Origin of the sequence: Caulobacter rhizosphaerae, from assembly GCF_010977555.1 — a bacterium.
Taxonomy (GTDB): domain Bacteria; phylum Pseudomonadota; class Alphaproteobacteria; order Caulobacterales; family Caulobacteraceae; genus Caulobacter; species Caulobacter rhizosphaerae.
On the sequence record NZ_CP048816.1, the window covers coordinates 219,056 to 231,492 of the forward strand.

Genomic DNA, 12,437 nt, shown 5'->3' on the forward strand with positions numbered 1-12,437 from the left:
ATCGCTCTGCAAGCTTCAGCAACGAGTTTCTACCGTTGGAGGCGTCCACCGGCAGAGGTCTGGCCCGCATTTCCTCGGAATTGTGGCCTTACCGCCGGCTTGCCACCGTCCCCCGAACGCAACTGGGAGACGGCGATGGCGAGAGGTTCAAGATCACCTGACGGTCCGGCCAGGCGCGCCAGGACGCTGCGCTGGGGGCTTGCCCTGGGCCTGCTGGCCAGCTTGGCCGCGGGTCCGGCCCTGGCGGGCGGCACGGGGGGCGGCATGCCCTGGGACGGTTGGCTGACCTCGATCGCCGACTCCATCACCGGCCCTGTGGCCAAGGCCATCGGGGTGATCGCCATCGCCGTCACCGGTCTTGGCGTGGCCATTTCCGAGGGCGGGTCCTGGGTGCGCAAGGGCATGCAGGTGATGTTCGCCCTATGCATCGCGTTTTCCGCCTCGACCTTCTTCCTGGGCTTCTTGGGCTTTACCGGCGGGGCGGGCTTTTGATGGCCGGCGTCGAGGGCTTCGAGATCGATCTGCCCGGCGCGCTGTCGGAGCCGGTGACCCTGGCGGGCGTGCCGCGCATGGCCGCGGTGCTGATCGGCACCCTGACGGCGCTGCTGAGCCTGGGCCTGCAGACGCCCTGGATCGGCCTACCGCTCGGAGCCCTGCTCTACGGCGGGGCGCTGTGGATGGCCAAGCGCGATCCGTACGTCTTCGACATCCTGCGCCGGCACCTGCGCCAGCCTGGCCACCTGGACGGCTAGGCCATGCTGTTTCTCAACGAGTACCGCACGCGCGCCTCGCGTCTTTGCGATCACCTGCCCTGGGCCCTGCTGATCGCGCCGGGCGTGGTTCTCAACAAGGACGGGTCGTTCCAGCGGACGCTGGAGTTTCGTGGACCGGACCTGGCCAGCGCCACCTCGGCCGGGCTGATGGCGGCGCGGGCCCAGCTCAACAACGCCCTGCGACGCCTCGGCTCGCGCTGGTGCCTGCATGTGGAGGCCGTCCGCTCGGCCTCGCAGTCCTATCCGTCCGGCCGCTTTCCCGATCCGGTCAGTCACCTGATCGACGAGGAACGTCGCGCGGCGTTCGAGGCCGAGGCCGTTCATTTCGAGAGCCGCTACTTCGCCACCTTCACCTACCTGCCGCCGCAAGACGCCATCGGTCGGGCCGAGGCGCTTCTGGTGGAGAACCTGCCCCAGGGGCGCGGGGCCGGGGCGCTCTATCGTCAGGCGCTGGAGGAGTTCCTGGCCACGGTGGCGGGGATCGCCGACATCCTGTCGGGCGTCTTCCCGCTGGTCCGCGCGCTCGACGACGAGCAGACCCTTACGTATCTGCACGCCTGCGTCTCGACCAAGGCTCACCGCGTCGCGGTCCCTGAGCCGCCCGCCTATCTGGACGCGGTCCTCACCGACGACGATTTTCTGGGCGGGCTGCATCCGCGCCTGGGCGGTCACTACCTGCGCACCGTCTCGGTCCGCGCCTATCCGTCCGCCAGCTGGCCGGGGATCCTCGACCAGCTCAACAGCCTGGGCCTGGCCTATCGTTGGGTCTCGCGGTTCCTGCCCCTCGACAAGGAAGACGCTCGGCGCGCGGTGACCACCTTGCGCAAGCGCTGGTTCTCCAAGCGCAAGGGCCTGCTGGCCGTCCTCAAGGAAGCCATCACCCACGAACCTTCGCTGCTGGAGGATCCCGACGCCCTGCAAAAGACCCATGACGCCGACGCGGCCCTGATGATCCTGGGCGGGGACGCCGCCTCGATGGGCTATTTCACGCCGACCCTGACGCTGACCGATCCGGATCCGGACCGTCTGGCGGCCAAGGTCCGCCTGGTCGAGGGGGTGATCAACCGCGCCGGCTTCGTCACCAAGGCCGAGGACCTCAACGCCGTGGAGGCCTGGCTCGGCAGCCTGCCTGGCCAGGCCTATGCCGACGTGCGCCGGCCGATGGTCTCCTCGCTCAATCTCTGCGACCTCTTGCCGGTTTCGGCGATCTGGCCAGGCCCGAGGATCAACGGCCACCTCAGCGCCGAATGCGCCAAGCAGGGCGCGAGCGGCGCCCAGCCGCCGCTGATCCATGGGCGCACCGACGCCACCACCCCGTTCCGGCTGGACCTGCACCAGGGTGATGTCGGCCACGCCTTCGTGGTTGGGCCGACCGGCGCGGGCAAGTCGGTGCTGCTCAACATGCTGGCCCTGCAATGGCGGCGCTATCCCCACGCCCGGGTGGTGATCTTCGACAAGGGCCGCAGCAGCCGCGCGGCCACGCTCCTGGTCGGCGGGGGCTTCTATGATCTGGGGCCGTGGAACGACGGCTTGGCTTTCCAGCCGTTGGCGCGGATCGATCGGTCCGACGAGCGTGTCTGGGCCCAGGACTGGCTCCTGGACCTGCTGGCCGCCTCGGGCGTGGAGACCACGCCGGCGGTCAAGGACGAGCTTTGGAAGGCCCTGGTCAACCTGGCGGCCGGTCCGGCCGAGCAGCGCACCCTCACCGTCCTGGCCGCCACCGTCCAGGACCTCGACGTCAAGGCCGCGCTCAAACCGTTCACCCTGGAGGGGCCGCACGGCCATTTGCTGGACGCGGCCGAGGAACGGCTGACCGCCCGGGCCTGGCAAGCCTTTGAGCTGGGGGCGCTGATGGAGAGTCCCGCGGCCCTGGGGCCGGTGCTGACCTATCTTTTCCATGTCCTGGAGCGGGGCTTCGACGGCCGGCCGACCCTGATCGTCCTGGACGAGGCCTGGCGCTTCCTAGAATCGACGGCCTTCGCCCTGAAGATCCGCGAATGGCTTTGGACGGTGCGCAAGCTCAATGTCTGCGTGGTGTTCAGCACGCTCAGCCTGTCGAGCATCTCGGGCAGCCCGATCGCCGCGGCGCTGATGGAGGGCTGCCCGACCCGGATCTTCCTGCCCAATCCCGAGGCGCGCGCGCCCCTGCTGGCCAAGGCCTATGGCGGTTTTGGGCTCAACGACCAGCAGATCGAGATCATCGCCGGGGCCGCGCCCAAGCGCGAGTACTACTACCAGAGCCCGGCCGGCAACCGGCTGTTCGAGCTGGGCTTGGGACCCGTGGCCCTGGCCGCCGCCGGCGCGTCGGGCGCGGCCGACCAGGCGATGATCAGCCGCCTCCTGCGCGAACATGGCGTCGAGGGCTTCGCGGCGGCCTTCTATCGCGCCCGGGGCCTGGGCGAGGTCGGCGATTTCCTCGAGGAGGCCCGGCATGCGGCCTGATCACGCCGGCCTCCCCGCCGCAGAGGCCGACATCCCGGAGGCCGGCGCGCCGACGCTGTCGCGCGCCGGACGGCGATGGGCGCGCCTGGCCTTCGTCCTCTCCCTGACCCCGGGTTTGGTGATCACCATGGTTCTGGCCCCGGCCCTGCGCAGTCCGACGCTGCTGGCGATCGGCGTGGCCCTGACGCTGGCGGCCTTCCTCGCCCATCGGCGGCTGACGGCGGTCATCATTCGCCTGGCCGCCGACGCCGATCCAGATCCGCTGTCCATGTCCTCGCCCCTGGAGGCCCCATGATTGCGCTCGACCGCCGCCGCCTCCTGGTGAGGAGCCTGTCCTGGGTCACGGCCACGGCCGTCGCGGGCGGGGCCAGCGCCGCCCGCGCCCAGATGACCGTCTATGACCCGGCCGCCGTGGCCCAGGCGATCAAGCAGGTGCAGCAGGGCCTGGCGCAGGTCCAGGCCCTGCAGAGCCAGTTGGCCCAGCAGACGCGGATGCTGCAGAGCCTGGGGGTGGACGTCACCGGGCCGCTTCGCGACATCGCCGGCCAGGCCACCGCCCTGCTGCGGCAGGCCCAGGGCCTGGGCTACCAGGCCGCCAGTGTCAGCCAGGGCTTCGCCGATCTCTATCCGAACGACCTCTCGGGCCTGTCGGCCCAGGACCTGGCCCAGCGCCTGGCGGCCTGGAGCCAGTCCAGCCGCCAGACCCTGCAGGAGGCCATGCAGGTGCAAAACCAGATCGTCCAGGCCCAGGACGCGACCGGCCAGGCCGTGGTCTCGGCGGTCAGCGCCTCGCAGGCCGCCGCGGGCCAGACCGCCGCCGTCCAGGCCACCAACCAGTTGCTGGCGGCGCTGTCGACCCAACTGACCCAGTTGCAGGCGTTGATCATCACCCAGGCGCGCCAGGCGCAAACTTGGGAGGCCGAGCGGCGCGGCCTCGTCACTAAGGGCGAGGCCGACCGGAGCCGCAATTCGGCGGTGACCCGCAGCGCGCCTCGCTTTTCCGGAGACGTCCTGCCGTGACCATCCCTCGCGCCGCCCTCGCCGCCGCGTCAAGCGCCGCGCTGCTGCTGAGCCTTTCGGCCTGCGGACAGAAGACGCCCGCCGGACCGCCCCCCTCGCCCGTCAAGACCGCCGGCGCCACGCCCCTCCGATGCCCCGATCCCGACATCCGCGACACCAAGGATCCGTGCTCGGTGGCCTATATCCAGCGCAAGCCCGGGCGCTTCACCCAACGCGATCCGCTTCGATAGGCCCGCGCGATGCAGACCGCTTCCCCCGCCGCGCTGGACGAGTTCATCGCCCAATACACCACCAAGATCGGGGCGGGGTTTGGCCTGATCCATGGCGACGTGCAGTCGACCTTCGCGGCCCTGATCGTCATCAGCCTGGGGCTTTCGGCGCTGCTGTGGGCGATCGACGAGAACCAGAACGTGCCGGCAGCCCTGATCCGCAAGCTGCTGCTCTTTGGCTTTTTCGCCTGGCTGATCGCCAGCTGGCACGCCCTGACCCTGACGGTGATCAGGGGCTTCGTGGCCCTGGGGTTGAAGGCCGGCGGCGGGGGCCTGAGCGTCGGGGATCTGCTCAACGCGCCCTCCAAGATCGTCTGGGACGGGCTGGATGTCGTCTTCGAGCTCCTGAAATACATCGGCCGGCTGGCCAGCGAAGGCATGGGCGTGGGCTTTTTCACCCACATCGACACCATTCTGGTCACGGCCATCGTCATCATCGGCGTGCTGCTGGCCTTCGTGCTGCTGGGCGTGGAGGTGGTGGTCACGGTCATCGAGTTCTACGCGGTGACCCTGATCTCGTTCGTGATGGTGCCGTTCGGCATCCTGACCCAGACCGCCTTCCTGGCCGAGCGGGCCATCGCCTACGTGCCGGCCGTCGGGGTCAAGCTGATGGCCCTGGCCCTGGTGGTGTCCATCGGCGAGTCCCTGTTCACCAATTACATCGTCTCGCCCGAGCCGACCTGGCAGGAAAGCTGCGGGCTCCTGGTGGCGGCGATCGTCTTCCTGATGCTGGCCCTGAAGATCCCCGCCGTGGCCGCCGCCCAGATCACCGGCAGCCCGCAGCTGAGCGCCGGGTCGGCCGCCTCCAGCGTGGTGAGCCTAGCGGCGACGGCGGGGGGATTGGCCCTGGCCGGCCGCTGGGCCGCCGGGGGCATGGCGGCGGGCGCGGGCGCGGCCGCGGCGAGGGGCGCGGCGGGCCTTCGCGGCGCTGGTCCGGGGCGTGGCCCGAGCGGCGGAGCCGGATCGGGAGGGGCCGGACCAGGCCCCGGCGGCGGCGGTCCGCGGCCCGCCTCGCCCGCGGGGCCTTCGCCCCAGACGGTGGTTTCGCGCGCCCGCACCTGGTTTTCCGCGCCGCCGTCCGAGCCGCTCGCGCCCTCGGAACCGGCCGAGCCGGTCGGCGATCCGGCGGCCCGGCCGGACCCGGCGTCGCCGCCCTCCCCGTCTTCTTCGCCGTCGCCGCCTGGGCGGTCGCCAGCGACCGGCGGCGGCAAGGCCGCCCCCGGAGCCTTCCCCTGGCGCGAGGACGACAGCGGCCCGCCCATCGGCATGCCCCCGATCCATCCCCCGTCCGACGACGCCTAGCAGACGGAGATCCGCCCATGTCCACTGCCTTCAAACGCGTCCAGGAACGCTACGGCGACTCCACGCCCGTCGAGACCCCCTATCATCGGGCCGGCCAGGTCCACGACGACCGCGACGGGGCCAAGCTCGTCCAAGCCCGCAACTGGCGGCTGATGGCCTTTGCGTGCGCGAGCCTGGCCGCCCTGTCGCTCGGGGCCTACATCTACGAGCGCCAGGACACGCGCATCGCCACCTATGTGGTGCCCGTCGACCGGTACGGGCGGCCCGGCCGCATCGAGGCGGCCGATCGGGTCTATGCGCCGACCCAGGCCGAAATCGGCTACTTCGTGGCCGATTTCGTGCAGCTGGTCCGCGCCAAGAGCACCGACCCCGTCGTCCTCCGTCAAAACTGGGTGCGGGCCTACGCCTTCGTGTCGGCCGACGCCAAGGCCGGCTTGAGCCAGTACGCCCGTGAGCACGATCCGTTCGCCCGTGTGGGCCAGGAGGCCGCCACGGTGGAGATCGTGTCGGTGCTGGCTCGCAGCCCCACCACCTACCAGGTCCAGTGGCGCGAGACGCTCTACGACCAGGGCGTGGCCCTGCCGCCGCAGCGCTGGACGGGACTGTTCACCGTCAGCCGCAAACCGCCGCGCGACGAGGCCCAACTGCGGGCCAACCCCCTGGGGGTGTTCATCTCCGCCTTCCAATGGAGCCGCGACCTATGATCTGGCCCCCAACGCATCCGCCCGCGCCCGCACGGGCGGTTCCAGGCGCGCGCGCCCCTGGCTTGGCGTCCCCCGGCCTGGCGGTCCTGGGCTTGGCGGCCGCGATGCTGGCGGCGGCCAGCGCGCCGGCGGCGTCCGAGCCTGGAGCCGCCCCGCCGACGGTCGCCCGGCCTTTGACCTCGCGGCTCCCAAGCGCTCGGCCGGCGCCGCCGATCCCGGCGGCCCGGCAAGCCCAGCCTCTCACCGACGCCCCCGCCGTGGCGATCAGGGCGCCTGCGCCGCGCCGCCGCGCCGTCGCGCGACGTCCGCGCACGACCAGCGGGCCGCTCCTGACCATCGCCGCGGCCAACGCCTCGGCCCGCGACTGGCCAACGCCCGGCGCCTACGTCAATGCGGCGCTCTATTACGACTTCGAGCCGGGCCGGCTTTACACCGTCCACACCAGCCCGCGGTTCCTGACCACCATCACGCTCAAGCCCGGCGAGAAGCTGATCGCCAAGGCCGCCGGAGACACCGTGCGCTGGGTGCTGGGCCAGACCCTGGCGGGGTCGGGCGAAGGCGCCCAGGTCGTGATCCTGGTCAAGCCGATCCGGGCCGATCTGCGCACCAACATCGTGCTGACGACCGACCAGCGGACCTATCTGATCGATGCGGTGTCGACGGCCTCCAGCGCCTACACCAGCATGCTGGGCTGGAACTATCCGCAGGACCAGGCCCAGGCGCAGGCCGATGAGCGCGCCCGCCTATCGGCGGCCGCCGAGCGCGAGACCGGGGCTCAGGTCGCGCCCGATGTGGCGGTCGAGCGCCTGAATTTCCGCTACGCGATCGAGGCGCGCGGCCGTCACGGTCCCCCCTGGACGCCGGTGCGCGTTTTCGACGATGGGGCCAAGACCTATATCGAGTTCCCCGCCGACCTGGCGACGAAGCCGGCCCCGCCGCTCTTCCTGCTGGGCGACAAGGACCGGGCCGAGCTCGTCAACTATCGCCAGGCCGGCGTCTACTACGTGGTGGACCGCCTGCTTGACCGGGCCGAGCTGCGTCTGAGCCAGCGGCGGCAGGACATCGTGCGGATCACCCGCGCCGGAGCCGGCCGTTGAACCCGGGTTCCGACGAGCCGCTCTCCAGGAGCGCCGCCGCCGGCGCCAAGGCCCCGGCTCGATCTGTTCTGGAGGCGCCCCGACGGCCGATCGCCCGTTACCGGCCCGTGGTGATCGGCGCGGCCGTGCTTGTCGTGCTCTTGCTCGTGGGGCTTGGGTTCCTGATCGCCTTCGGCGGCGGCCACACCGCCCGCAAGGCCACGGCCGAGCCGTCGGCCGAGGCCGATCCGGCGGCGCCGGCGCCGATCGACGATCGCTTGCCGGCCTCCTACAGCGAACTGGGTCCGCGGCCCAATACGTTGGCCGTTCCGCCGGGCCAGACGGGGCCGGGCGCGCCGGGGACGGGCGCGGCGCAAGTCCCGTCGGGCGCGACCGCCTCTGTCGATCCGGCGCGCCAGCGGCGCCTGGACGAGCAGGCGGCCGCCCAGAAAGCCGGGCCGTTCTTCGGCGGGGCGCCGGGGGCGGCCGGCGAGGCGACCGCCTCCACGCCGACGACGCCGTCGCCGGCGTCATGGGCGGGCCCGGCGGCGACGGGTGCGGCGGCCGCGGATTCCGCCGTCAATCCCAGGGAGGCGTTCATCGCCCGGGCCGGCGCGCCGGGGGCGACCTATGCGCCCGCCATACCCCAGCCGCCGCTGTCGCCCTACGAGCTCAAGGCCGGCAGCATTATCGCCGCGGCCATGGTCACCGGTCTCAACTCCGACCTGCCAGGCATGGCGATCGCCCAGGTCACCGAGCCGGTGTTCGATCACCGCACCGGAAGGATCGTTCTCATTCCCCAGGGCGCGAGGCTGGTGGGCAAGTACGACAGCCAGGTCGGCTACGGCCAGGAGCGCGTGCTGGTGGTCTGGACGCGCCTGATCTTTCCCAGCGGCCGCTCGGTGGAACTGGGCGGCATGACGGGTGCGGACGCCACGGGCGCGGCGGGCCTGTCGGATCGGGTCGACGCCCACATCCCGCGCCTGGCCCGGGCGATCGGCCTGTCGACCCTGATCGCGATCGGCGCCTCGGCCGCCCAGAACAGCCAGGCGCGCGGGAGCGACAACCTGGTGCTGCAGGACGCGGCCGGCGGCGTGGCCGGGCAGGCCAGCCAGACGGGGCAGCGCCTGGTCGAGCGCGACCTCCAGCGCGCCCCGACCTTGACGATCAGGCCCGGCTATCCGGTTCGGGTCATGGTCGACAAGGATCTGATCCTGCCGCCCGAAACGGAGGCGGGCCGATGAGCCGAGCACGAACGCGCGCATCGGGCGATTCCCCTGATCTTCAAGGGGTTTATTCGCTGCCGAACGGTGTTCGCCTGCTTACCTTTATTAGTTGTTCCTGCGGAATCGCGATCTTATCGGCCGCGCCATGACGACCGCACGCGACCTTGAATACAACGCGCAATACCAGAAGCGCCTGCGCGCCAACGCCCGCGCTTCTGGGAAAAGTCAGCTCAACGCCCTCGTGCCCAGCGACCTCGTCGCACGGCTCGACAGGCTCAAGAAGGCGCGCGGTCTCACCAATCGAAACGATGCCCTGGCGGTGTTGCTGCGGGAGTATTTCGACGGGGGCGAACCGGAAAGGAACCATGCCGTGAGCGCATAGAAAAACCCGGCACGCTGGAACGCGCCGGGTTCATCCAGGTCATTCGCTAGACGGGGCGCCAACCCCGACCGAGCACTCAAAGTCCTGCTCTTTCTAACGAATCACCCACATCGCTGCAATCCAAAAACGCGCGTTCGCGCGACGGGAACCTGTGCGCCTGCGGCCTCTTGAGGAGGAGCAGAAGATGCAGACCGTCTCGAACGGGATGGGAGACGTGCGCCGTCTGGCGGACGCCCAATGGGCGGCCGCGCGGCTTGCCGACACCTATCGAGGCCTTCCGGAGGCGATCTCCAAGGCCATGCTGCTTGATCGTTTCGAGCGCGCCGCGCCCCGCCTGGGGCTCGGCGACGGCGTCGTGCGCCTGATCCGCGCGCTGGTGCGCGTTACCGCCGAACAGGACTGGACGGGCAAGACCCACCCGGTGGCGTGGCCTTCGAACGACATGCTGTGCGAGGAGCTGCAGCGCTCGCGGACCGTCGTCCAAGGCCTGATTCGGGAAGCCGTGCGCGCGGGCCTGGTGCATATGCGCGACAGCGGCAACGGCAAGCGCTGGGGCTATCGCGACGAGCGCGGCTTCATCATCGAGGCGTTCGGCTTCGATCTGGCGCCGCTGGCGGTTCGGTGGGACGAGTTCGCCGACCTGGCCGCCGCGCGCGGGCTGGAACAGGCCCAGCGGCGGGCCCTGATGCGCAAGCTGGGCGAGGTTCGCCGCGAGATCCGCACCGTGTGCGCCGACGCGCTTTATCGCGGCTTTGAAGGCTACGACTGGAACGGGGCCGTCGACCTGGCGCTGGGCCGCCTGCCGCGCACCCCCAGCCTCGCCGAGCTCGAGGCGCTGCATCAGACGTTCTCGGCGCTGATGGCGGCGGTGGACGTGGCCTGGGTGAAGGCTCGTCAGAATAGTCAATCAGAGCCCAAGGGCGCTGAAATCCGAGCCCAGAAAGAACCTACAACCGAACCTAGATCCGCAGGAGCAACGTATTCTTCTCCTCGAAAGAAAGTAGTCGAGCCCTCGGCGCGACCGTCCCGTCCCGCGGTGGAAGCGGAGCTGTCGCTGGTGGAGGCGGCGATCAGCGAGGAAGCCATCCCACTGTCGCTGGTGCTGGAAGCCGTGCCCGAACTGGGCGATTTCCTGGAGGACCCGGCCACGGCGCAGTGGGAGGATCTGGTCGACGCCGTGGGCCGGGCCGCGCCCCTGATGGGCGTCAACCTGTCGGCGGTGCGTGAAGCCCGCGACGCCATGGGCCGCAATCGGGCCGCCATCGCGCTGGCCACGGTGCTAGCGCGATGGAAGGACGGGGAGATCCGCAGCTCGGCCGGCGGCTATCTGCGGGCGATGTGCGAGCGTGAGCGGGGCGGCGCCCTGAAGCTCCTGCCCAGCCTGTTTGGCCTTAAGGCGCGGCACGAGCCCCCGGCGCCCGGCGGAAAATCGCCTCTGAGACGCACGGCGCGATGATGTTTCGCCCCATGACACGGTCCGCGTGGCTGGCGCCCCGGACGTTCAGCGGCCCGACCAGGCGGCCGGGCTCTCGCGAGCGAACGTCAATCGCCAGCGGGGCCCGCGTCGAGGAAGCGGGCGATCTGGCCCAGACGCGCGTGGGCGGCCTGCGCGATCGGGCCGCTGACCCGTTCGGGGAAACCCTCGGGCAACTGGGCCAGCACCTGGTCCAGAGCGGGCGGGCCGTCCTGGGCGAGCTGGGCCAGCAGCGATCGCACCGCCTGGGCGGCCACGCCGGCGGCGACGCCGGTCTGGACGAAGTGGCGCGGGGCGACGTCGGCCATGCGATAGTGGCGCTTGTCGCCGACGGCCATGGCCAGCTTCATCTGCTTGCGCTCGATCTGGCGCGCGGCGTGGCTGGGTTCGGCCGACAGCACGTCGTAGAGGGGGGTCATCCTGAAGCCGCCGCCCGGCTGCAGGAAGACGCTGAAGTTCTTGGCGTGGCCGTCGGTCGCGCCCAGCAGCCAGAAGACGATCTGCGCGCGCAGGAACATCAACCGGTCCAGGGTCGGCTCGTCGCTCGCCGCCAGGAGATCAAGGCCCCGCAGGATGCCGGGTCCGCCGTCGGCCTCGTACTTGCCCACCCACGGCGTCGACAGCGCCTGGCAAAAGTCTTCCTGCGGGCGTCGCAGCAGCCGGCCATCGCGCGCCTCGAAGCGATCAAACCGATCGACGATCAGCACCGACCGGTCCTCGAACCGAGCCATGGAGACCCCGGCGCTGGGCAGCCCCCAGGCCGCCGTCAGGGTCAGGCACAGATATTCGTTCTCGACGCTGTTCGAGAGGTCCAGGCCGTTGGGCAGCTGGCCGATCTGCGGCTTGAAGATGTGGGTGGTCGGGGTCGCGCCCAGGGGCCGAGACCACTGTCCGTCGCGTCGCAGGAAGGCGGTCTTTTCCTGCGCCCCGGCGATGGAGACGCGAAAGTCATCGTCCGGCTCCAGACCCAGGGGGGCGCGGGCCAGATTGGCCAGGATCCTGGCGATGTCGGCCTCGGAGACGGGTGCGGCTTCGACCAGGCCCGCCACTGGCGCCGGCGCGGTCTCGGGCAGGAACTGGAGCGCGCCGACGCAGTCGCGACCCAAGGCGGACAGAAGGCTGTAGGGGTCCACGCCTTGCGCACCGACCTTGGCCGCGATCCTGGCGCGGATCTCCACATTGTCGGGCAGCAGGTTGTCGAAGACCGCCGCGACCGGCGCGCCGATATAGCGATCCTCGCGCAACGGCAGGGACAGGGAGACGGCCAGCGCGCCACGCGCGGAAAGCCAGTCGCCGTCGTAGGTGAAGTCGATCGCGCCGCTGGGCTCGCGGCGCAACAGGCCCACGCGCCGGCCGTTCATGTAGACCGCCAGCGGGTCGTAACGTGGCCGTCGCGCCATCAGAAGAGATCTTCCAGCGCCGGCTCGCCGCCGACATTTCGCGGTCGCACCACCAGTTCGAGATTGAGAGCGCTCAGGATGGCGAACACGGTCTCCAGCTTGGCGCCCGATCCGTTCTCCAACTCGGAGATCGTCGACTGGCGCAGCTGCGCGACCTCGCCGAGCGCGCCCTGGGTCAGGCCGGCCTTCTTCCGGTAGCGTCGCAAGGACGCGGCCAACTGAGCTTCGTTGCGAGCGATCAGGTCCATGGGGCGAGAAATACGGCGAGGCGTATATTTTGTCAATATACGGGGTGGCGTATATTTTGGCGTTATACGCTACGGCGCATAATTTTATGATATGCGGTGCGGCGTATATGCCACGGGCGGG

Annotated in this window: 14 protein-coding genes; 12 read left to right on the forward strand and 2 right to left on the reverse strand. The window is 70.5% G+C overall.

Annotated elements, in window-relative coordinates:
* The first annotated feature begins 135 nt into the window (after positions 1-135).
* The 12 genes from G3M57_RS26995 to repC all read left to right on the forward strand — a co-directional run bounded on the left by G3M57_RS26995 (position 136) and on the right by repC (position 10,650).
* On the forward strand, positions 136-492 hold the full coding sequence (locus tag G3M57_RS26995; protein WP_230983876.1) for a TrbC/VirB2 family type IV secretion system protein: 357 nt from the start codon (positions 136-138) through the stop codon (positions 490-492).
* Positions 492-752: a VirB3 family type IV secretion system protein gene (locus tag G3M57_RS27000; protein WP_163234004.1), complete on the forward strand. Its 261-nt coding sequence runs from the start codon at positions 492-494 to the stop codon at positions 750-752. The genes G3M57_RS26995 and G3M57_RS27000 overlap by 1 nt, the downstream gene beginning before the upstream one ends.
* A gap of 3 nt (positions 753-755) precedes the next feature.
* Complete coding sequence (gene trbE, locus G3M57_RS27005; protein WP_163234005.1) at positions 756-3,215, forward strand: conjugal transfer protein TrbE; 2,460 nt, start codon at positions 756-758, stop codon at positions 3,213-3,215.
* Positions 3,205-3,510 carry a hypothetical protein gene (locus G3M57_RS27010; protein ID WP_163234006.1) on the forward strand — a complete coding sequence of 102 codons (306 nt, stop codon included), beginning with the start codon at positions 3,205-3,207 and terminating at the stop codon, positions 3,508-3,510. Before trbE ends, G3M57_RS27010 begins: the two co-directional genes overlap by 11 nt.
* The gene (locus G3M57_RS27015; protein WP_230983875.1) at positions 3,507-4,235 is read left to right on the forward strand and encodes a TrbJ/VirB5 family protein; all 729 of its coding nucleotides are present in this window, start codon (positions 3,507-3,509) and stop codon (positions 4,233-4,235) included. The genes G3M57_RS27010 and G3M57_RS27015 overlap by 4 nt, the downstream gene beginning before the upstream one ends.
* Positions 4,232-4,465 (forward strand): hypothetical protein, encoded by a 234-nt coding sequence (locus G3M57_RS27020; protein ID WP_230983874.1) that lies wholly within the window; start codon positions 4,232-4,234, stop codon positions 4,463-4,465. The genes G3M57_RS27015 and G3M57_RS27020 overlap by 4 nt, the downstream gene beginning before the upstream one ends.
* A 9-nt stretch (positions 4,466-4,474) precedes the next feature.
* Entirely contained in the window at positions 4,475-5,806 is a 1,332-nt protein-coding gene (trbL, locus tag G3M57_RS27025) for a P-type conjugative transfer protein TrbL (protein WP_163234007.1), read from the forward strand.
* Positions 5,807-5,823: 17 nt separating this feature from the next.
* Positions 5,824-6,510, forward strand: coding sequence for a conjugal transfer protein TrbF (trbF, locus tag G3M57_RS27030; RefSeq protein ID WP_163234008.1), 687 nt, complete (start codon positions 5,824-5,826; stop codon positions 6,508-6,510).
* A gap of 62 nt (positions 6,511-6,572) precedes the next feature.
* Positions 6,573-7,607 carry a P-type conjugative transfer protein TrbG gene (gene trbG, locus G3M57_RS27035; protein ID WP_230983873.1) on the forward strand — a complete coding sequence of 345 codons (1,035 nt, stop codon included), beginning with the start codon at positions 6,573-6,575 and terminating at the stop codon, positions 7,605-7,607.
* Positions 7,604-8,830, forward strand: a complete 1,227-nt coding sequence (locus G3M57_RS27040) for a TraB/TrbI/VirB10 family type IV secretion system protein (RefSeq protein ID WP_163234009.1) — start codon at positions 7,604-7,606, stop codon at positions 8,828-8,830. The genes trbG and G3M57_RS27040 overlap by 4 nt, the downstream gene beginning before the upstream one ends.
* 127 nt (positions 8,831-8,957) lie before the next feature.
* Complete coding sequence (locus G3M57_RS27045) at positions 8,958-9,194, forward strand: ribbon-helix-helix domain-containing protein (protein WP_163234010.1); 237 nt, start codon at positions 8,958-8,960, stop codon at positions 9,192-9,194.
* A gap of 184 nt (positions 9,195-9,378) precedes the next feature.
* Positions 9,379-10,650 carry a plasmid replication protein RepC gene (gene repC, locus G3M57_RS27050; RefSeq protein WP_163234011.1) on the forward strand — a complete coding sequence of 424 codons (1,272 nt, stop codon included), beginning with the start codon at positions 9,379-9,381 and terminating at the stop codon, positions 10,648-10,650.
* Between the two features lie 86 nt (positions 10,651-10,736).
* On the opposite strand, the gene G3M57_RS27055 is transcribed toward repC, so the two are convergent.
* Together G3M57_RS27055 and G3M57_RS27060 are read right to left on the reverse strand one after the other, a co-directional pair.
* Complete coding sequence (locus G3M57_RS27055; protein WP_163234012.1) at positions 10,737-12,068, reverse strand: type II toxin-antitoxin system HipA family toxin; 1,332 nt, start codon at positions 12,066-12,068, stop codon at positions 10,737-10,739.
* The gene (locus G3M57_RS27060; protein WP_163234013.1) at positions 12,068-12,316 is read right to left on the reverse strand and encodes a helix-turn-helix domain-containing protein; all 249 of its coding nucleotides are present in this window, start codon (positions 12,314-12,316) and stop codon (positions 12,068-12,070) included. The genes G3M57_RS27055 and G3M57_RS27060 overlap by 1 nt, the downstream gene beginning before the upstream one ends.
* Positions 12,317-12,437 lie beyond the last annotated feature (121 nt).

Excerpts from the sequence above, each read along its gene's own strand:
- trbF (WP_163234008.1), top strand. The coding sequence starts at position 5,824 with ATGTCCACTGCCTTCAAACGCGTCCAGGAACGCTACGGCGACTCCACG.
- G3M57_RS27045 (WP_163234010.1), top strand. The coding sequence starts at position 8,958 with ATGACGACCGCACGCGACCTTGAATACAACGCGCAATACCAGAAGCGC.
- repC (WP_163234011.1), top strand. The coding sequence starts at position 9,379 with ATGCAGACCGTCTCGAACGGGATGGGAGACGTGCGCCGTCTGGCGGAC.
- G3M57_RS27000 (WP_163234004.1), top strand. The coding sequence starts at position 492 with ATGGCCGGCGTCGAGGGCTTCGAGATCGATCTGCCCGGCGCGCTGTCG.
- G3M57_RS27055 (WP_163234012.1), bottom strand. The coding sequence starts at position 12,068 with ATGGCGCGACGGCCACGTTACGACCCGCTGGCGGTCTACATGAACGGC.
- G3M57_RS27060 (WP_163234013.1), bottom strand. The coding sequence starts at position 12,316 with ATGGACCTGATCGCTCGCAACGAAGCTCAGTTGGCCGCGTCCTTGCGA.
- G3M57_RS27010 (WP_163234006.1), top strand. The coding sequence starts at position 3,205 with ATGCGGCCTGATCACGCCGGCCTCCCCGCCGCAGAGGCCGACATCCCG.
- G3M57_RS27015 (WP_230983875.1), top strand. The coding sequence starts at position 3,507 with ATGATTGCGCTCGACCGCCGCCGCCTCCTGGTGAGGAGCCTGTCCTGG.
- trbE (WP_163234005.1), top strand. The coding sequence starts at position 756 with ATGCTGTTTCTCAACGAGTACCGCACGCGCGCCTCGCGTCTTTGCGAT.
- G3M57_RS26995 (WP_230983876.1), top strand. The coding sequence starts at position 136 with ATGGCGAGAGGTTCAAGATCACCTGACGGTCCGGCCAGGCGCGCCAGG.
- trbL (WP_163234007.1), top strand. The coding sequence starts at position 4,475 with ATGCAGACCGCTTCCCCCGCCGCGCTGGACGAGTTCATCGCCCAATAC.